A 19,705-nucleotide genomic window follows, 5' to 3' on the forward strand; every position below is an offset into this window, starting at 1 on the left:
CCCCACAGATTAAAATCAAAAGAACCCTCTGGTGCAAATTGGCTGGCCTTGGTAGATGTCTATGTCGTTTCTTGAGTATCTCCATGCAGAACCCCGTCGTGTCATTGTCTTTGATGGCGCAATGGGCACAAATCTTCAGGCACAAAACCTGACGGCAGAGGATTTTGGTGGCAAGGAGTACGAAGGCTGCAACGAATATCTGGTCATTAGTCAGCCAGAGGCGGTGGCCAAAGTGCATCGCGATTTTTTGGCAGCAGGAGCCGATGTCATTGAAACGGACACCTTTGGCTCGTCTTCAATTGTTCTAAGTGAATACAATTTGGGCGATCGCGCCTACGAAATCAGCAAGAAAGCCGCTGTGCTTGCTAAATCCGTGGCCGCTGAATTTAGCACCCCCGAAAAACCCCGCTTTGTTGCCGGCTCGATGGGACCAGGTACTAAACTGCCCACCCTGGGCCACATTGACTACGACACCCTCTACAGGGCCTTTCACGAACAGGCTGCTGGCCTCTTTGACGGCGGGGTGGATCTCTTTATCATTGAAACCTGCCAAGATGTCCTGCAAATTAAAGCAGCCCTCAATGGGGTGATGGCCGTCTTTCAGGAGCGGGGAGAACGCCGCCCCCTGATGGTTTCCGTGACGATGGAGCAGCAGGGCACGATGCTGGTGGGCTCGGAAATTGGCGCCGCCCTGACGATTCTGGAACCCTATCCGATTGATATTTTGGGTCTCAACTGCGCCACTGGCCCCGATTTGATGACGGAGCACATCCGCTACCTTTCGCAGCACTCCCCCTTTGTCATTTCCTGTATTCCCAATGCCGGCTTACCTGAAAACATCGGTGGCCATGCCCACTACAAGCTGACGCCGATGGAATTGCGGCTGGCCCTAACCCGCTTCGTCGAAGACTTTGGGGTACAAGTGATTGGCGGCTGCTGTGGCACGCGGCCGGATCATATTGCAGCCCTGGCAGAAATTGCAGCGACCCTGACCCCCAAGGCGCGATCGCCCCAACGAGTTCCCGCTGCCGCCTCCATCTACAGTCCTCAGCCCTATGACCAAGAGAATTCCTTCCTGATTATTGGTGAGCGACTCAATGCCAGTGGCTCCAAAAAATGCCGCGATCTCCTCAATGCCGAAGATTGGGATGGTCTCGTTGCCCTGGCCCGTGCCCAAGTGCGTGAAGGTGCCCACATCCTGGATGTCAACGTGGACTATGTGGGGCGCGATGGGGTGCGGGATATGCGCGAGCTGGTATCGCGGCTGGTTACCAACGTAACGCTGCCCCTGATGCTCGACTCGACTGAATGGCAAAAGATGGAAGCGGGTCTGAAGGTGGCCGGGGGCAAGTGCTTGCTGAACTCCACCAACTTTGAGGATGGTGAACCCCGCTTTTATAAGGTCCTAGAACTGGCAAAAACCTACGGCGCCGGCGTGGTCATCGGTACCATTGATGAAGAGGGGATGGCGCGAACGGCTGAAAAAAAGTTTGCCATTGCCCAACGGGCCTACAGGGCAGCCCTTGACTACGGCATTCCCCCCTGGGAAATTTTCTTTGACCCTCTGGCACTGCCAATTTCCACAGGGATTGAAGAGGATCGGGGCAATGGTCGAGAAACCATTGCGGCCATTCGGCGAATTCGCGCTGAACTCCCCGGCTGCCATATTCTGCTGGGGGTTTCCAATATCTCCTTTGGCTTAAATCCAGCAGCTCGCCAAGTCCTCAACTCAATGTTTCTCCACGAGGCCATGCAGGCGGGCATGGATGCTGCGATCGTCAGTGCTGCCAAGATCCTGCCCTTGGCCAAAATTGAGCCACAGCAGCAGCAGGTCTGCCGTGATCTCATCTACGACCGACGGCGATTTGAGGGGGAAGTGTGTGTCTATGACCCCCTTGCGGAACTGACTCGTCTGTTTGAGGGCAAGACCACCAAGCAGGATCGCTCCCCAGTGGAAAACCTGCCCCTTGAGGAGCGGCTCAAACGCCACATTATTGATGGCGATCGCCTTGGCCTCGAGGAGACCCTTGCCAAGGCCCTTGAAACCTATGCCCCCCTTGAAATTATCAATACATTCCTGCTCGACGGCATGAAGGTGGTGGGCGAACTCTTTGCCTCTGGGCAGATGCAGCTTCCCTTTGTTTTGCAGTCGGCAGAAACGATGAAGGCGGCTGTGGCCTACCTCGAACCCTTTATGGAAAAATCCGCCACCGGGGACACTGCCAAGGGCACCGTCGTCATTGCCACCGTGAAGGGGGATGTCCATGATATTGGTAAAAACTTAGTGGATATTATCCTCACCAACAACGGCTATCGCGTGATTAACTTGGGGATTAAGCAGCCGGTTGAAAATATCATCCAAGCCTATGAGGAGCATCAGGCAGACTGCATTGCCATGAGTGGCCTCTTGGTCAAATCCACCGCCTTTATGAAGGAAAATCTCGAGGTCTTTAATGAGCGGGGCATTACCGTTCCCGTCATTTTGGGGGGAGCTGCCCTCACCCCCAAATTTGTCTATGAGGATTGCCGGTCCACCTACCACGGTCAAGTGATCTACGGCAAGGATGCCTTTGCCGATTTGCATTTTATGGATCGGCTAATGAGTGCAAAGGCCGCAGGTCAGTGGGACGATCGCCAAGGATTTTTGGATGGTACAACGATCTCCACCCCAGAGGCAGGGAGCACACCCGCGATCGCCCCCGAACCCACCGCGGTTGCTGAACCCGACACACCAGAAGTGGTGGATACCCGCCGCTCTGAAGCTGTTGCTGTAGATATTCCCCGCCCCACACCCCCCTTCTGGGGCATTTGTCACCTCAAGCCGGATCAGATTCCACTTTCTGAGGTCTTTGCCTATCTGGATCTCCAAGCCCTGATTGCAGGTCAGTGGCAGTTTCGTAAACCTAAGGATCAAGACCGTGCCACCTACAACGTCTTCCTTGCGGAGAAGGTCTATCCCATCCTTGAGGAGTGGAAACAGCGCATCCTTGCTGAAAACCTGCTCCATCCTGAACTGATTTATGGGTACTTCCCCTGCCAAAGTGAGGGCAACACTGTCTATATCTATGATCCCGAAAGGGTAGGGGATAAAGAGGCCTGTGTCCCTGAGCGGGCGATCGCCCAGTTTACCTTCCCCCGCCAAAAGGGTGGCCGTCGTCTGTGTATTGCCGACTTCTTTGCTCCTGTGGAATCGGGCATCATTGATGTCTTTCCCATGCAGGCCGTCACCGTTGGTGAAATTGCCACCCAAGTGGCGCAGCAGCTATTTGCCGCCAATCAATACAGCGATTACCTCTACTTCCACGGGATGGCGGTGCAAACGGCTGAAGCCCTCGCCGAGTGGTGTCATGCCCGCATTCGCCGCGAGTTGGGGTGCACCCCTGATCCCGAGTCCATTCGCGATATTCTTGCCCAGCGCTACCAAGGCTCCCGCTATAGCTTTGGTTATCCTGCCTGCCCCAATATGCAGGACCAATATACGCAACTGCGACTCCTTAATAGCGATCGCATCGGCATGTACATGGACGAGAGCGAACAACTCTACCCTGAGCAATCCACGACAGCCATTATCTGCTACCATCCCACCGCCAAGTATTTTAGCGTCTAAGCCCCAGCTTTCCTTGGACCAATCGGAGCGAAAACCCTGTTGGCTGAGCAGTTCTTTGAGGACTAGCTGCCCCTGACGCCTCCCAAGGCCAATGGCAGCAACCAGTTGTCTCTCAATGTTTCGCCAGCATTTTTGGGCACTTGTAGTCCCTCAACGAGGGCAGGGACTTGGGGCACTGCCACGGGTTCTAGGTGAACTCTCCTGATCCCCTAGGGATAACCTGTTGTCGAGTCATGGTGGCGGGTTGCTGGTTCCCTTTGATGCGTGGCGGTATAGACTTGATCTTTCCCTCCTTGCAAGAACCGAGTCATTTGGGTTATCGGTCCACCGCTAAACCAGAGGGCAGGTTTTGATCGGCGGCGGCAAGTTCATCCCTTAGCAACTCTGATTGCAAGGGTGGAGTCCAGCCAATGCAATTGCTATTGATTGAGATCAGCGATCGCCCCAATGATAAACTGCAAACGTAAAGAGTGCCGGAGATGCCCGCGGTGACGCGCCCAAAAATTATTGTCCTAGATGATGACCCCACCGGTTCACAAACGGTGCACAGTTGCCTGCTGTTGACCCGCTGGGATGTGGATACCCTCTGTCGTGGCCTTGCTGATAGCGTACCCATCTTTTTTATCCTCACCAATACCCGTGCCTTGCCAGCAGAAATGGCAGCAGAGGTGACGCGCAGGGTTTGTCGTCATCTCAAGGAGGCGATCGCCCAAACGGGCACAACCGATTACATGATTGTCAGTCGTTCCGACTCCACCCTCCGCGGCCACTATCCCCTCGAAACGGATATCATTGCTGCGGAACTGGGTCCCTTTGATGCCCATTTTCTAGTGCCTGCCTTTTTGGAGGGGGGGCGCATTACCCGCGATAGCCAGCACTACCTCATGGTCGAGGGTCAGCCTGTGCCTGTCCATGAAACTGAGTTTGCTCGCGATTCTGTCTTTGGCTACCGCCACAGCTATTTGCCCGACTATGTGGCCGAAAAGACCCAAGGGCGAATTCCAGCCGGCGCTGTAGAACGCTTTTTACTGGCGGATTTGCGGCACCCAGCGGCCTTGCTCGATCGTTTAGCCCGCTTGCAGGGGAATGTCTGCGCCGTTGTGGATGCTGAAACCCAAGGGGATTTGGATCAGTTTGCTGCGGCCGTGCTCCAGGTGGCCAGTCAAGGAAAACGCTTTTTGTTCCGCAGTGCTGCCAGTTTACTGACTGCCCTCGCACAACTGCCCCCCCAACCCACCCCGCCAGCGGCAATGGCCACCTATTGCCGCCCTGGGCGCTATGGGGCAGTTTTAGTGGGTTCCCATGTGCGCAAAACCACTGAACAACTGACCGCCCTGCTGAAGGAACCCGATGTGTTTTCCATTGAAGTGCCCGTAGCACGATTGCGGGACAGTGCGGTGGCTGAAGCAGAAATGATTGCTGAGGTCTTGGCGGCGGTGGATCGGGCGATCGCCCAGGGGAAAACCCCTGTCATCTATACCAGCCGTCAGGAACTCACCTTTGCAGATGCACCGACACGCTTAGCCTTTGGGCAGCGGGTTTCTGAAGTGCTGATGGCGATCCTTCAGCAGCTCCCCGCCGATTTGCGCTATCTGATCAGCAAAGGAGGCATCACTTCCAACGATGTGCTCAGTAAGGGCTTAAACCTGGCCACGGTTCGCCTCTTGGGGCAAGTGATTCCCGGCTGCTCCGTGGTGCGCACCGCTGCCGATCATCCCCGCTTTCCAGAATTACCCGTGGTGCTGTTCCCCGGTAATGTGGGCGATCGCGAGGCACTGCGCACGGTCTATCATCGCTTTCAGGGCAGTGGCACTGCAATTTAGGAATGATTAGGAATGATTCCCCACTCCCTTGAATCTCGCTGAGTTCAGGGTTTAGAATGCAGTTGCAACAATAATAAACAATTTTTAATCTTTCCCGATAAGTGAATGAGTTTAGTCAACACGGTTGGGGCGAAATCAACGGTATGGCGGTGGCTACTGCCTGTTTTAGTGGTACTGCTGGTGGGCGGCGGTTGGATGTTGGCTCTCCTGTTGCCCCTGCGGGATCCCTACATTCAAGCTGTACGGGCGGCGGTGGGCAATCCCAGTCGCGGCGAACAAATTTTCATCCTCAACTGTGCGGGTTGCCATGGCATTGATGGCAAAGGGGAAGTCGGCCCTAGCCTCGTGCAGATTAGCCACCGGCGATCGCAGGTACAGCTCATTCAGCAAATTATCAGTGGCAATACCCCGCCCATGCCCAAGTTTCAAGCCCAGCCCCAAGACATGGCTGACCTATTAAGCTACTTGAAGACACTCTAAAAATTTTGACAAAAATCCCCCAGGTAAAGCTGGTATATTAAATTAAAAATTGTGTTATTAGCATTGCCAATTTCGAGCATCCTTTGGTGGGAATGGAAGAAGTCTTTGCAGTGGGCGATCGCGTTCGCCTTGTGGAACTGCCACCCTATGTGAAAACAGCGGAACCAATGCCAATGTTGCGTCCCGCCAGTATCCTCACCCTCGGTGAAGAAGGGGTTATTCTAGGCCAGCAACCGCGAAACTATTGGGTGGTGCGGCTCGAGCGGGGTGCCTTTTTGCTGGAAGCCAAGTATTTGAAGCGGGTTTAATGGCTCCCCTGCTGTCCCTGTGCATGATTGTCAAAAACGAGGCCCATCAATTGCGGCGTTGCTTGCTGTCGGTTCAGCCTTGGGTGGATGAAATCATTATTGTGGACACAGGCTCCACCGATGAGACGATCGCCATTGCTCGGGAATTTACACCCCACGTCCATGCCGTTGCTTGGCAAGCGGATTTTGCAGCCGCCCGTAATGCCGCCTTAGCCCAGGCCACTGGGGAGTGGGTCTTTTACATTGATGCCGATGAAGAATTGGTGGTTACGGATGCCCACTGGCAAGACCAATTGACGGCGCCGGGTGCCCATGCCATGAATCAGTGGAGTCTGCTGCGCCGTGAACAGTCTAGCGATCGCAACTGGAGTGAATTTTGGAATGTGCGCTTTGGCCGCCGCTTCCCCGACCTCCATTTTGCCGGCGCCCTCCATGAGCAACTCTACTATCGAGAACGAGAAGCGGTGGTGGGTCAATTGCAGGGGGTTTATCTCATTCACCACAACCAACAAAGCCAAGAGCAATTCCTTGCCAAAATTCGCGATCGCAATATCCCGATCCTTGAAAAAATGGTGCAGCAGGGCGATCGCCGCCTGCAAAACTTGGTCTGCCTTGGGGATCACTACGCCGCCTGTGGCGATAACGATCGCTCCCAAGCATGGTACGAACAAGCCCTCGAGCAGATTGCCCCTGCCGTCGAACAGGGGATACTCCCTAGGGACACCACATGGCTCCGTCATCTTCTCTTTTGGGTTAGCTACCGCGCCTTTGAAGCCAAGGACTACGAAACCGCCCAGTATTACCTCAGCTATGGCCTGCGCTTCTTTGATCGCTATCCGCCCCTGCTCTATGTAGCGGGGCTACTTATCTTTGAATTGGGCCTGCAGCGAGGGGCGCTGCCCTACTTTCACCGCTGTTTAGATCTCCTTGAGCAGGGAACCTACGATCGCGCTGAACCCTTTGATCGCCAGTGGATGACCACCCAGCCCGCCTACAGTTTGGGCTACACCTATATGACCCTTCAGGAGCGCGATCGCGCCATTGCCTACTTTCAAAAAGCCCTTGAATTTAACCCTGGCTATACCCCTGCCCAGATATACTTGCAGCAACTTCAGAAAATTTAGAAAAGCGTAGGTTAGTAGTTTGCTAGGATCAAATAGGAAAGTAAAGCAGTTAAACAGGATGGCACTGCTGGGACAGTCCGCAGCAGAACTGAAAGCATGGGTAGAAGCCCAAGGACAGCCCGGCTATCGCGGGCAACAACTCCATCAGTGGCTCTATCAAAAGGGGGCGCGATCGCTCCAAGAGATCACTGTCTTTCCGAAACAGTGGCGCGATGCCCTGACAGGTGTAGAGATTGGCCGCTCAGAAATTCGCTACCGCCATGATGCCCAGGATGGCACCGTAAAGCTGCTGTTGACCTTAGCCGATGGTGAAACCATTGAAACCGTAGGCATTCCCAGTGGCGATCGCCTGACGGTCTGCGTATCTTCCCAAGTAGGCTGCCCAATGGCTTGTGATTTTTGTGCCACCGGTAAAGGGGGCTACCGCCGCAATCTGGCCTGCCACGAAATCGTGGATCAGGTGCTCACGATCCAAAGTGAAATGGAGCGCCGTGTCAGCCATGTGGTATTTATGGGCATGGGCGAACCCCTGTTAAACTTACCTGCCGTTCTCCAGGCAATCACCTGTCTCAATCGCGATATTGGCATTGGTCAGCGGCACATCACCATTTCCACCGTGGGCATTCCCCAACAAATTCAGCAACTGGCACAGCACCAATTGCAAACCACCCTTGCCGTCAGCCTCCATGCCCCCAACCAAGCCCTACGGGAGCAACTCATTCCCAGTGCCAAACACTATCCCCTCAGCCAGTTAATTGCCGACTGTCGTGGCTATGTGCAACAAACCGGTCGCCGCATTACCTTTGAATATACTGTTCTGGCGGGGGTCAACGATCGCCCCCAGCACGCCGAGGAGCTGGCGCAGCTATTGCGGGGCTTCCAAAACCATGTCAACCTGATTCCCTACAATCCCATTCCTGAGGCAGCCTATCAACGTCCTACGGATCAGCGCCTGCGGCAATTTCTCAGTCAACTGCAAGCCCGAGGGGTTACTGCCAGCATTCGGCGATCGCGGGGTCTGGATCAGCAAGCCGCCTGTGGCCAATTGCGCCAAGGCCAACTCATTCCCTAAACATTTTTTGCTATCATAACTTTCTAATTTCCTGTAATTCCTATCCCATTATTGAATGAAGCCAGAGCTTTGGTTCGTTGCTCCCATTGGCGCGATCGCCCTCGGTGGTATTGCCACCCTGATTCAACCCCAACAACCCTTAGCAGCCCTTTTAGGGAGTGGCATTGGTGCCCTTGCGGGGGCTCCCCTCATTGAAAAGAACCAGCGCCGTAGCGATCGCCTGCTTCAAGACATTCACACCCTCCTCGCATCCTTTCCAGAGACTACGGAACTCAAGACACTTCTCCTGCAAGAACTCAAGCAACAACGCCTCACTGACCTTGCCCAGCAACTACACGAAGCACTTCCCGAAGCCCGGCGCCCGATTCGCAACCAGATAGCCCAGCCACTGGAAACCCTCAAGGACAATTTAAGAGACACCTCCCCACTGAGTGCCCAGGAACTAGAGCCACTGATTGAAGCCATTCACGCCCAGAGTGCGGCTCTGCAAACCATTCAGACACTCCTCCAAAGACCCCAACCCCCCGCAAATACCCTAAAAACCGCTGTCCTCTATGACATTGAGAACTTAGTCTTTAACCAAGGGCAGCGATTAGACCCCGCCAAAGTCAATGAGCTTGTGTCCTTAGACAAGATTCTGGAGTCAATTAAAAGCACCATTGATCTGGGGGAAATTGCCATCAAGCGCGCCTATGGCAACTGGCAAAATAAAACGCTTCAAGCCCTTAACGATCAACTCCAGCGCTCACAGATTCAACGGGTTCCTGTCTATGGCCACAATCGAGATCAACGCAATGCCGCTGACATTCAGCTCGCCCTCGATGCCATTGACCTAATTCACCACTATCCTGACATTAACACCTTTGTTCTAATCTCTGGTGATGGTGGGTTTGGCTCCATTGCCCTGCGCCTGCGCGACTACGGTAAAACTGTGATTGGCTGTGCCTATTGGAATGCCGCTAGTCTTAGCTTTCAGAAGGTTTGCCACCAATTTATCTTTCTTGAGAATCCCTTCATTGATTCCCCTCCCCCAACCAATGGCAGAAACGGCACACTTTTCCCGCCTCAATCCAAGCCAGCCAACACGACGAGTCAGGCTTCACCTTTATTGTCTTCTCGTTTACCCATTGAGCCGTTGAACTATCATCAAATTCCTGTGAGCGCTATCGGCCAACGGGAAACCGAAAAACTACTGGAACTGTTGTCTTACTATACAAGCGATCCGGCAAAATCCCAGGAACTCGTCAACGGAATTGTTTTTGATACTGTCTTTTGGGATATCAAATCGGTACTCCCCCAACTGGACCCATTGCGGTTTGGTTTCCTCAAGCCCTCCGGCTGGGTGGCTTATCTAGCCGATCAGCATCAGTTACCTATTTGCGTTGCAGTGAATAGTCAATTGCGCAAAGCTGTTCTCTGTTGGCGAAATAAGCTCCCCGAGTACTGCACAGTTCATACCCATGGGCCACAGAGTATCCACACCATCTCAATTTATCGCGCCATTTTTGCCCAGGAAGTCGCAGGAGATGCCCTCTTAACTAACGTGGGACACTGGTTAATAGCCCATCGCCCCCGCAATGTGGCCTCCAGAAGAATGACTAACGCCATTTTTGAGCAGAGCCACAGGGAGGGGCAGCCAATGAGTGAGACAGGAATCAAGCGGGCGATCGCCAACTATGTCAAAGCGGGTATTCTAACGCGCGCCTTATCCTCCAGTGGTGACACCCTGACCCTCAACCCTGCCATCAAGGACTTTTCTAGTTTGGTTATCGAGCTACAAAGCCGCTTTCGCCAAGCTGTGGAAGAGCGCCTCAGCAGGATTGGTGAGACAATCAATGAGCAGGTCTTTGCCCAAGCGGTTCCCCTCCAGCCGCTGCAACTGCCTACAAAGAGTCCAGAAAAGGCACCAGAACCTCCGTCCTAGGACGCATTGGGGGGTTCAATATGACTTGGCAACTCTAAACAATACCCAGCACCATAAACCGTTTTGATATAGCGAGGATTGCGGGGATCAGGTTCCAGTTTGGTGCGCAGGTGACGCACATGGACGCGGATGGTTTCAATGTCATCATCGGGGTCATAGCCCCAGACTTCCTTAAGGATTTCACTGGGAGAAACGGTTTGGCCGTGGCGTTGCAGCAGACAGTGGAGCAGTTCAAACTCAAGGCGTGTCAGCTTAATGATTTTGCCAAACCAAGAGGCCTCAAATCGTTCGGGCACTAGCGTCAATGGACCATAGCTGAGGATTTCTCGATGGCCTGCTGTGGCAGGAATGCGATCGGCCCGTCGCAAGAGGGCGCGTACCCGTGCCAGCATTTCCTCCAATTCAAAGGGTTTGGTGAGATAGTCATCGGCGCCGGCATTAAACCCCTCCACCTTGTTATGGGTTTGGCTCAGGGCCGTCAGCATCAAAATCGGAATATCTTGGGTGCGCGGATCGCGCCGCAGGCGTTGGCAAATGGTAAAGCCATCCACTTGGGGCAACATCAGGTCAAGGAGAATGAGGTCGGGAGAGAGTTGCACAGCGAGGGCTTGCCCTTGCATCCCATCCAAGGACTTTGTGACCTCGTAGCCCGCCATTTGCAGGTTAATTGCCAAAACGTCAGCGATCGCAGGGTCATCATCAATGATTAAGATGCGGGGCTTCATAGGATGAACGGTACTCAATCCTCATAGGCGGCGGACTACCGCTTCTGAGAGAATTATAAACATCGCTGCAAAAACCTTAAGAGTTTGCTGAGTTTCTTTAGATTTTCTCAATATTTGAGGCCAATCTAGGGATATAGACCTTTTCTTTCTAAAATTGGACTATACCCAGCACATAGGATGTTGTCCTACAACAGCTTTACAAGGTTGAGGGGTCACTGAACCCTCTAAATTGGCCGAGACCACTTTCTAATCAGCCCTGGGTAGAGTTTGAAACCCAGTTCTAGGGTGCTATACGCAGAGCTACCCAAGCTGGAGGTACGTTTATGCTGCAAGCTTTATGCGCTCTTGAGGGGATTTTCCACAAACCTAGGCTATACTTTGGGAATGCAACTTTTGGGCAGAAACGATGACCCTGTCCTGACTTTTGCGAACTGCTCACTCACTGTAATGCTGTGGTTTGGATCAGATATGCTGGCTCCCATTCTTGTGGCACAAGCCGCTCTAGCAACTCCACCCCAACATTCAGCCACCGTCATACAGGAATATTCGCCTCGCTCAAATGTTGTTGTTCAAGCCAATGCCGTACCCGTCAAGGTCCTACCCCCTGAAGTCTCTTCCCCACCGGCTACAACGACCTACGTCACACCCACCCACTTTGCCTACTTTCCCCAAGACATTCGTCCACTCCCCGGCCAATTAGACGATGTGCCAGTCTTTAATAGCAACAGTCCAGAGATGGTGCGCTCGGAGGGGATTCTCCTCTCGACGTTTCCACCCCAAGGGAAATGGCAACCAGCGGCTCACCTGAACTATCCCCTAGAGGGGCGCTTTGATGTTTTTGCCCACCACATTACTCAATCCAATCGGGCGGTGAGTACGCCAACCCTCTATTTAGGGCTACTGGCCTACAACCCAACGGATCGCTATGTCACGGTGAGATTTCATCAAGCCGCTAGTTTTTTAAGTACTCCAGATGCCCCTTTCCGCAATTTGCCCGCCATAGTCGATAACCCCACTGGCTTTGTTTTTTCAGGGCCTGGGAGTCGGGTCACCAACCAAGTGCTGCGGGGGGTACGCCAGACCTTCTTTCCCTCACAGGTCACGATTCCTCCTCGCGAAGCGCGGCTGCTGGCTAATCTGCCGTTGCCGTTGCCCACCCAATTTCCCAATGCAGTACTCAATCGTTTCCGCGCAGAGTTGATGCTCAATGCCGATGGCGCGGTCGGTCCCAAGTTGCCCTTAATCCCGGATACGAATCCCTTTGGTGATGTCTCCTCCTCCAATGGCCGCTCAACCCTAATGTACTTAGAAAGCAGTGGCCCGATTTATCTGGCACAAATGTCAATGTTTGCCCGCGTGAACGAGCAGGGCATCGAACGGGCACCCACCCTAGAGGAATGGTGGGCACTGCTCCACCGGGGTCAACTGGTTACTCCCCGCGACATTCCACCCACTCCCCCCACCAGTGATCGGTTTGGTCGCTTCTTCTATGGCCGTGTGGCCGGGGTTAGTCAAGGCTCCCGCTGGCAAGCCACCCTTACCGATCACCAAACCCATGGACAGGCTTTAACAATTCCTGCACCGGGGCGGGCCATCTCCTATGGGATTAGTACGCTCCACCGCGGCACCCTTGGCACCGGTCAAATTCAAAGTGCGCCCATGTTGGTACGCTATCCAGACACTGCCTACTATGCCCACGGCAATTACGGCGTTCACTATAGTTTGACCTTGCCCTTGGTCAACAATACCGGTCAGTTGCAGTCCGTCGTGCTAACGCTGCAAACCCCTGTCAAGCAAGATCACCGCAGTGTTGTCCTCAAATTTTTGGAACCGCCAGCCCCCCAAGTCTTTTTTCGAGGAACGGTGCGCGTCCGCTTCACAGATGATTTAGGACAGAGGCAAGAGCGCTATGTTCATTTAGTACAGCGGCAGGGTCAGCGGGGAGAACCGTTAGTAACGTTAAATATGCGTCCAGGTGAAAAAAGAAATGTTACTGTGGATCTGCTCTATCCCCCCGATGCAACGCCACCCCAAGTGCTGACAGTGGCGACATTACTTGGCCCTAGCTATGAGAACACCACTCAAGTGCCCGCCGCTCCCAATTCTCTCTCCCTCACACCTGTCAGTACACCCTAGGAGTCACCACGGTGGACAGCCGCCTCATCCTAATTGGGGATGTGCATGGTCACTACGAGGGTCTGTGCCGTTTGCTGGATCTCGTTTCCCCCACAGTGGGCGATCGCCTCTACTTCCTTGGTGACCTTGTGGATCGAGGCCCCAGGAGTGCGGCCGTAGTTGAATTGGTGCGACAGTGTGGCTATGGTGCCCTACGGGGTAACCATGAGGATATGATGCTTCTCACCTTTGAGGGCAAACAAATCAATCCGGCACGACTCTTGGTTTGGTCCCAAAGTGGTGGAGATGAGACGCTTGCCAGCTACACCTCCACAGAGTTGCTTTGGGAACATTTGGATTGGCTGCACACGGTGCCCCTCTATCAAGATTTAGGGAATGTGTTTATTGTCCATGCGGGGCTGAATCCGGCATTGCCCCTAGAACAGCAAACTCATCAAGAGTGTTGCTGGATTCGCGAGTCCTTTTTGGCTCACCCCAGCCCCTACTTTCCAGATAAAACTATTGTGGTCGGACACACCATTACCTTTACGTTTCCCAGGGTTCAAGCAGGACAAATTGTGCGGGGTGCCGGTTGGCTAGACATTGAAACCGGTGCTTACCATCGCCGCAGTGGCTACCTGACGGCCCTCGACTGGACCAATCAATGGGTCTATCAAGTGAATGTGCTCTACGGTGGTACCCGCCAGGGGGAACTGGACACATTTCTTGTCGATTTGGCAAAGTTGTCTTGGAATAGGGGCTAGCGTTGGTGCGACGCGGACCACAAAAGACACACAATGCCGATGTTGATGGCAATGTCTGCCACATTAAAGACGGGAAATTGAATCCAGCGAAAATCCAAGAAGTCAACCACCTCACCCGTGAGCAAGCGATCAATGCCATTGCCCAAGGCGCCACCCAGTAAACAACCATAGCCCACCTGCTGCCAGCGATCTAACCGCGGACCTAGAATTGCCCAAGTGATCAGCCCCAAGCTAACAATGAGGGACAGCCAGCGCAACCAGAGACTGCCATTGGCAAAGAGGCTAAAGGCTGCCCCAGTATTCGTAACGTAGGTAATGTGAAAGACACCCGGGATAATGGGCGTTGTTTGCGGCGGCACTGTGAGGGCATAGGTGGCCACAATCCATGCTTTGGTCAGGCGATCGCTAGCTAAGGCGAGACCAGCAACCCACCAAAAGAGGAAGTTCTTGATCTTCAACCGCTGACTGCTCATCCCACAGAGCTCAGGGCAGCCACAGAGACTCGTGCTGCCACCTGTTGGGCGATCGCCCGCAGCGCTTGAGCGGCAGCCGACTGCGGATCCGCAATCAGAATCGGTTGACCCAAATCTCCCCCTTCCCGCACGGGCAATTCCAAGGGTATCTGTCCCAAAAGCGGCACACCCATTTCCGCTGCCAAGGCTTCGCCACCGCCACTGCCAAAAATGTCATAGCGACGATTGGGCAGATCAGGGGGAATAAAGTAGCTCATATTTTCCACTAACCCCAGGACCGTTACCCCCAACTGCTGAAACATCCGCAATCCCCGCCGCGCATCCCCAAGGGCAACGGGTTGGGGCGTTGTTACAATCACCACACCCGCCATGGGCACCGCTTGAGCCAGGGTGAGTTGGGCATCCCCAGTGCCCGGGGGCAAATCCACAATCAGATAGTCCAATGCCCCCCAATTACTTTGGTAGAGAAATTGGCGAATAATGCCGTTGAGCATGGGACCACGCCAAATGACTGGCTGATCGCGATCAATCAGGAAGGCCATGGAGACCACTTTCAAGCCGTGGGCCACTGGGGGTAACAGGACATCGCCTCTTGCTTCCTTGCGCACTTCGACAATGGCCTCCTCTAGCCCCAGCATCGTGGGGACATTGGGTCCATAGATATCGGCATCAATAATGCCGACGGCAGCCCCCGCTTGGGCAAGGGCGAGGGCTAAATTCACGGCAACGGTGCTTTTGCCAACCCCCCCTTTACCACTGGAGACAGCAATAATATTTTTGACCCCCGGTACATTGGTACGATCGGGCAGACTTTTTTGCTGGGGCGTTTCAGCGGTCACTGCCACTTGCACATCCATTACCCCCGGTAGGGCAAAGACGGCCTTTTTGCAATCTTCGACAATGAATTCCCGTAGGGGGCAGGCGGGGGTTGTCAGCACCAGTGTAAAACGAACCGTGCCATCCTCAATGGCGACATCGCGGATCATGTTCAACTCCACCAGCGATCGCCGCAGTTCCGGATCTTCAACGGGGCGCAGTGCTGCTAAAACAGATTCAACGGTTAGGGGGGCGCTCATGGGGTAGTGAATAACTGACGTTTATTGAGTAGCTTAGGTAGCGATCGTACCATGTTGGGCAAGTTCCCCTGTCGCCAACAGCAGCGATACCGCTGCGCTGCCAAGAAGTCAAGCCTCTGAAAACCGCTAAAGTTACCGTGGGCGAGAATCACTTCCCCCAGGCCATAATTTCTAGAAAAGGGCGGTATTCTGGAAAGTATGAGCCATTTGGGATCAGAAGGATTGCAACGTTGACTCACTCCACCCTCCACCAACCGGATACAGCCACTGGCCAAGGCCTGCAACGCCAACTCATTGTCATTCTCGATTTTGGGTCGCAATACTCGGAACTGATTGCCCGCCGCATTCGGGAGACCCAAGTCTATTCCGAGGTCATTTCCTATCGCACCACTGCTGAGCAACTCGCCCAATTGGCACCCAAGGGCATTATTCTCTCCGGTGGCCCCAACTCTGTCTATGACGAAAATGCGCCCCAATGCGATCCGGAGATCTGGAACCTGGGGATTCCCATTCTTGGGGTGTGCTACGGCATGCAACTGATGGTGCAACAGTTGGGGGGAAGGGTGGAGCGAGCGATCGCCGGCGAGTATGGCAAGGCGGCGCTTTTTATTGATGACCCCACGGATCTGCTCACCAATGTTGAGCAGGAAACAATTATGTGGATGAGTCATGGCGATAGTGTCACGGAGTTGCCCCCGGGTTTTCGGGTCTTGGCGCATACCCACAATACGCCAATGGCAGCGATCGCCCATCCCGAGCGGAAACTCTATGGAGTTCAGTTTCACCCAGAGGTGGTGCATTCCCTGGGGGGCATTGCCCTGATCCGCAACTTTGTCTATCACATTTGTGATTGCGAACCCACTTGGACAACTGCTGCCTTTGTTGAAGAAGCCATCCGGGAAGTGCGAGCCAAAGTGGGGGACAAACGGGTGCTCCTTGCCCTGTCGGGGGGGGTAGATTCCTCGACGCTGGCCTTTTTGCTGCACCGTGCCATTGGCGATCAACTCACCTGTATGTTTATTGATCAAGGGTTTATGCGCAAAGGGGAACCCGAGCGACTTCTCAAGCTCTTTCAGGAGCAGTTTCACATCAAGGTGGAGTACGTCAATGCCCGCGATCGCTTCCTTGCCCAACTGGTGGGGGTCACCGATCCTGAAGAAAAGCGCAAACGCATTGGCCATGAATTTATCCGCGTTTTCGAAGAAGAATCACAGCGGCTCGGTCCCTTTGACTACTTAGCGCAGGGAACCCTTTATCCCGATGTCATTGAATCTGCCAATGCCAACATTGACCCCCAAACTGGTGAGCGCGTAGCCGTGAAAATTAAAAGCCACCACAATGTTGGCGGCCTGCCCGAGAACTTGCGTTTTAAGCTGGTGGAACCCCTACGCAAGCTCTTTAAGGATGAAGTGCGCCAAGTGGGGCGATCGCTGGGGCTACCCGAAGAAATTGTGCGGCGGCATCCCTTTCCCGGTCCTGGTTTAGCAATTCGGATTCTGGGGGAAGTGACCCCGGAACGCCTAGAGATTCTGCGGGATGCGGATCTGATTGTGCGGCAGGAAATTAACCGCGCTGAGATGTATCACGACTTTTGGCAAGCCTTTGCGGTGTTACTGCCGATTCGTACCGTGGGAGTCATGGGGGATCAGCGCACCTATGCCTATCCGGTGGTGCTGCGATTTGTCACTAGCGAAGATGGCATGACCGCCGACTGGGCACGGGTCCCCTACGACCTCCTGGAGCGAATTTCTAACCGCATTGTCAACGAAGTGCCGGGGGTGAATCGGGTGGTCTATGACATTACCTCCAAGCCGCCGGGAACCATTGAGTGGGAGTAAATTTGCTGGCAGGGGGAGCGATCAGTTTCCCTGGGAGAGATGGTGGTGTGAGGGATGTGGCATGAATAGTAAATGGACGCTGGCCCTTAGCTTCGGTGCAGGTGTGTGGCTGCCCCTAGGGGCAGCGGCGCAATCTGGGCCACCCCAGTGGCAAATTGAGGCTCGGCCGACAACTCCCCCAACCTTTGAAGTGGTACCAACGGCGGAAACTCCCCCCCAGTGGCAAGCTGGTCCTGAACCCAGTGGCGATCGCCCGTGGCAGCCAGCGACCTCAGAGGAATTGGCGCAACCGGTTTTACCTCCCGTCGCTGAGCAGGCACCGAGACCGGTCATTGCCGAAGAACCCCAGTATCGCATTCCCCCCTTAATGCGTCCGCCTACCCGTCTCTTTAACTTGGAGACGGCCAATATCCTGCCCGAGCAAACCCTTGAACTGCGGGGGGGAATTCGCAACTATGATCCCGAAGTGGCTGGCGGCGGCGGCGGTCTACAAATTTTCTATGGCTCCATTGACTATGCCATCAATCATCGTTTGCAAGTGAGCTTTAGTGGCAATTACTACGACGACCCCTTGGGACGCTTGGTGAATGGGCTACAACCTGACCTTCAGTTTGGGGCGATCGCCGGTGGTTTCAAATATCAAGTGCATCGTGGCAAAAACCTCTCTGTAGCCGTGGCTGGCTCCCTAGAGGCGGTGCGGCTGCGATCGAGCAATTTTCTCTTTACGCCTGCTGCGGCGCCAACAGGGACATGGACGGTGGCTGCTTCACTCCAAGTTCCCCTTACCTACACCTTCAATCCCCAGTTACAGTGGCACTTTACACCAAACCTCACCTACTTTCCCGCCACCATTAACGGCGGGGCAAACTTCTACGACACCAACGTCAACTTTGGCACCGGCATCAGTTGGCAACCCCATCCTCGGTTTAACCTCTTTGCCGATGTGAATATGCCGGTGGGGCCTGGGGGCAATGCGGTGCGCAGTAGTGATGGCGCGATCGTCAACCTGCCCGTGTGGAGTGCTGGTGTGCGTTTCCTCGTGAACCCCTCGGTGAGTATTGATCTGGCAGCAACCAACGCCTTTGGAATCACCCCTGCAAGTCGTACCTTGGCTTTTTTGCCCGGTGCCGATCAAGTGGGCATCATGGCGGGATTAAGCTATACCCCCAATATGGGACCTGATTTTGCTCCCCCTTTTCTGCCCAGTTTTCGCAGCGGGCCGCGGCAACCCCTCACAGATCGCGATCGCCAGCTGCTCCTTAATGGTCTGACTCTTACTTCCCCCAGTACCCTCGATCCAGGTATGCTGTACCTGCGGGGCAATAGCGGCACCACAGGAACCGGTTTTCAGGTGGGCTTTGGGCTGGCCTACGATGCCCAATTGACTGTTGCCATTGAACAGTGGGAGCGCGGCAGAACCCTCATCGAAAACATCAACTACAGTGGCAACCTGCAGTTGGGGCTGGCAGCCAAGTTGCGCTTCCTCGATCAGGCTCAAGGAGATCCCTTTTCTTTCGCCTTTCAAGGCTCATTTAATCGTGGCATTGAGCAGGGAGGGGGTGCGAGTCGTTCCCTAGGGGGTTTGGAACTCGCCTTTATGTATGAGCCAACCAAGAATGTGGCACTGCTGCTGAATCCGAAGTTGGGGATTTTGACGCCCGCTCAAAAAGTGGTGGGTGGCGTTGGGATCGGCCTCAATGTTGAAGTTGTCCGCAACCTCCAATTTATTGCCGAAGCCACACCTGTCTTTGGGCAAACAGGTGTTTACAGTGCAGGATTGCGCTATGTTGTGCCCCAGTGGGGTCTGGGAATTGATCTCTATGGCTCAACGGCAGTTGGCAGCAGTATTCCCAATTCAGGTCTCATTGGTCAAGAGTCCCCAGGGGTAGGGGTTAATCTCCATTGGTTATTTGGCGGATCGCGGTAGTAAGATCACTGGAACCAGCGCCCTTCTGGGTTCCCCGTCTGAGCACTGATGGCTCAGCGGCTCATCAACACCAGCCTCCAAGAGAATCCTACACTGGCTTAGACGTCTACCCAGAGAGCATTCTCCTGCTCTTAGGTCTGCAAAAAAATGCACACCCTAGGATCTAGATAGATGCCCTTCTCATTGCATTGGAAGAGGGCTTTGGTGTGCTCCCAAGGTTTCATCAGGGTATTCTCTTCATCATTCGACTCCTTTAGCACCTCATTAGAGGCTGTGATGAACTGAGACTGTGCTGCCTCCGAGAGATCTGCGCGCACCTCTGGGGAAATGTCCTCTGGACTGGACAACTGCCCCTCCGGTTGACGATCTGTCGGCGATCAGATGAGCGATGCCATATTCTCCTGCAAGCATTTTTCCAGCAGCTTCTTGATGTAGGTGGCCTGGTCCTC

Annotated in this window: 14 protein-coding genes; 11 read left to right on the plus strand and 3 right to left on the minus strand. The window is 54.2% G+C overall.

Going from position 1 to position 19,705, the window contains the following annotated elements; genetic code table 11:
• Nucleotides 1-55: 55 nt before the first annotated feature.
• The 7 genes from metH to IGQ16_RS00925 all read left to right on the plus strand — a co-directional run bounded on the left by metH (nt 56) and on the right by IGQ16_RS00925 (nt 10,338).
• Nucleotides 56-3,607, plus strand: a complete 3,552-nt coding sequence (gene metH / locus IGQ16_RS00895; protein ID WP_297059888.1) for a methionine synthase — start codon at nt 56-58, stop codon at nt 3,605-3,607.
• A gap of 479 nt (nt 3,608-4,086) precedes the next feature.
• Complete coding sequence (locus IGQ16_RS00900; protein WP_024124181.1) at nt 4,087-5,430, plus strand: four-carbon acid sugar kinase family protein; 1,344 nt, start codon at nt 4,087-4,089, stop codon at nt 5,428-5,430.
• A gap of 105 nt (nt 5,431-5,535) precedes the next feature.
• Complete coding sequence (locus IGQ16_RS00905) at nt 5,536-5,910, plus strand: cytochrome c (RefSeq protein WP_024124182.1); 375 nt, start codon at nt 5,536-5,538, stop codon at nt 5,908-5,910.
• Between the two features lie 92 nt (nt 5,911-6,002).
• Nucleotides 6,003-6,218: a regulatory protein SipA gene (gene sipA / locus IGQ16_RS00910; RefSeq protein ID WP_297040841.1), complete on the plus strand. Its 216-nt coding sequence runs from the start codon at nt 6,003-6,005 to the stop codon at nt 6,216-6,218.
• Nucleotides 6,218-7,342, plus strand: a complete 1,125-nt coding sequence (locus IGQ16_RS00915) for a glycosyltransferase family 2 protein (RefSeq protein WP_297059890.1) — start codon at nt 6,218-6,220, stop codon at nt 7,340-7,342. Before sipA ends, IGQ16_RS00915 begins: the two co-directional genes overlap by 1 nt.
• Before the next feature lie 58 nt (nt 7,343-7,400).
• On the plus strand, nt 7,401-8,414 hold the full coding sequence (gene rlmN / locus IGQ16_RS00920; RefSeq protein WP_297059892.1) for a 23S rRNA (adenine(2503)-C(2))-methyltransferase RlmN: 1,014 nt from the start codon (nt 7,401-7,403) through the stop codon (nt 8,412-8,414).
• Nucleotides 8,415-8,469: 55 nt separating this feature from the next.
• On the plus strand, nt 8,470-10,338 hold the full coding sequence (locus tag IGQ16_RS00925; RefSeq protein WP_297059894.1) for an NYN domain-containing protein: 1,869 nt from the start codon (nt 8,470-8,472) through the stop codon (nt 10,336-10,338).
• On the opposite strand, the gene IGQ16_RS00930 is transcribed toward IGQ16_RS00925, so the two are convergent.
• Nucleotides 10,335-11,063 (minus strand): response regulator transcription factor, encoded by a 729-nt coding sequence (locus IGQ16_RS00930; RefSeq protein WP_024124187.1) that lies wholly within the window; start codon nt 11,061-11,063, stop codon nt 10,335-10,337. The two genes, IGQ16_RS00925 and IGQ16_RS00930, sit on opposite strands and share 4 nt — an antisense overlap.
• Nucleotides 11,064-11,531: 468 nt before the next feature.
• On the opposite strand from IGQ16_RS00930, the gene IGQ16_RS00935 reads away from it, so the two are divergent.
• Complete coding sequence (locus IGQ16_RS00935) at nt 11,532-13,199, plus strand: DUF3370 domain-containing protein (RefSeq protein WP_297059896.1); 1,668 nt, start codon at nt 11,532-11,534, stop codon at nt 13,197-13,199.
• Nucleotides 13,200-13,210: 11 nt separating this feature from the next.
• Nucleotides 13,211-13,942: a metallophosphoesterase family protein gene (locus tag IGQ16_RS00940; RefSeq protein WP_024124189.1), complete on the plus strand. Its 732-nt coding sequence runs from the start codon at nt 13,211-13,213 to the stop codon at nt 13,940-13,942.
• On the opposite strand, the gene lspA is transcribed toward IGQ16_RS00940, so the two are convergent.
• Both lspA and IGQ16_RS00950 read right to left on the minus strand, forming a co-directional pair.
• Nucleotides 13,939-14,415: a signal peptidase II gene (gene lspA, locus IGQ16_RS00945; protein ID WP_297059898.1), complete on the minus strand. Its 477-nt coding sequence runs from the start codon at nt 14,413-14,415 to the stop codon at nt 13,939-13,941. The two genes, IGQ16_RS00940 and lspA, sit on opposite strands and share 4 nt — an antisense overlap.
• Nucleotides 14,412-15,491 (minus strand): Mrp/NBP35 family ATP-binding protein, encoded by a 1,080-nt coding sequence (locus IGQ16_RS00950; RefSeq protein WP_024124191.1) that lies wholly within the window; start codon nt 15,489-15,491, stop codon nt 14,412-14,414. Before IGQ16_RS00950 ends, lspA begins: the two co-directional genes overlap by 4 nt.
• A gap of 230 nt (nt 15,492-15,721) precedes the next feature.
• Between IGQ16_RS00950 and guaA the strand changes: the two genes are divergently transcribed.
• Both guaA and IGQ16_RS00960 read left to right on the plus strand, forming a co-directional pair.
• Entirely contained in the window at nt 15,722-17,329 is a 1,608-nt protein-coding gene (gene guaA, locus IGQ16_RS00955) for a glutamine-hydrolyzing GMP synthase (RefSeq protein WP_024124192.1), read from the plus strand.
• Between the two features lie 61 nt (nt 17,330-17,390).
• Nucleotides 17,391-19,256, plus strand: a complete 1,866-nt coding sequence (locus IGQ16_RS00960; protein WP_297059901.1) for a hypothetical protein — start codon at nt 17,391-17,393, stop codon at nt 19,254-19,256.
• The last annotated feature ends 449 nt before the right edge of the window (nt 19,257-19,705 follow it).

The sequence above is a fragment of the Thermosynechococcus sp. M3746_W2019_013 genome, assembly GCF_015296045.1.
GTDB lineage: Bacteria > Cyanobacteriota > Cyanobacteriia > Thermosynechococcales > Thermosynechococcaceae > Thermosynechococcus.

Coding starts and splice junctions, on each gene's coding strand:
- metH (WP_297059888.1), top strand. CDS start 56: ATGTCTATGTCGTTTCTTGAGTATCTCCATGCAGAACCCCGTCGTGTC.
- IGQ16_RS00900 (WP_024124181.1), top strand. CDS start 4,087: ATGCCCGCGGTGACGCGCCCAAAAATTATTGTCCTAGATGATGACCCC.
- IGQ16_RS00905 (WP_024124182.1), top strand. CDS start 5,536: ATGAGTTTAGTCAACACGGTTGGGGCGAAATCAACGGTATGGCGGTGG.
- sipA (WP_297040841.1), top strand. CDS start 6,003: ATGGAAGAAGTCTTTGCAGTGGGCGATCGCGTTCGCCTTGTGGAACTG.
- IGQ16_RS00915 (WP_297059890.1), top strand. CDS start 6,218: ATGGCTCCCCTGCTGTCCCTGTGCATGATTGTCAAAAACGAGGCCCAT.
- rlmN (WP_297059892.1), top strand. CDS start 7,401: ATGGCACTGCTGGGACAGTCCGCAGCAGAACTGAAAGCATGGGTAGAA.
- IGQ16_RS00925 (WP_297059894.1), top strand. CDS start 8,470: ATGAAGCCAGAGCTTTGGTTCGTTGCTCCCATTGGCGCGATCGCCCTC.
- IGQ16_RS00930 (WP_024124187.1), bottom strand. CDS start 11,063: ATGAAGCCCCGCATCTTAATCATTGATGATGACCCTGCGATCGCTGAC.
- IGQ16_RS00935 (WP_297059896.1), top strand. CDS start 11,532: ATGCTGGCTCCCATTCTTGTGGCACAAGCCGCTCTAGCAACTCCACCC.
- lspA (WP_297059898.1), bottom strand. CDS start 14,415: ATGAGCAGTCAGCGGTTGAAGATCAAGAACTTCCTCTTTTGGTGGGTT.
- IGQ16_RS00950 (WP_024124191.1), bottom strand. CDS start 15,491: ATGAGCGCCCCCCTAACCGTTGAATCTGTTTTAGCAGCACTGCGCCCC.
- IGQ16_RS00960 (WP_297059901.1), top strand. CDS start 17,391: ATGAATAGTAAATGGACGCTGGCCCTTAGCTTCGGTGCAGGTGTGTGG.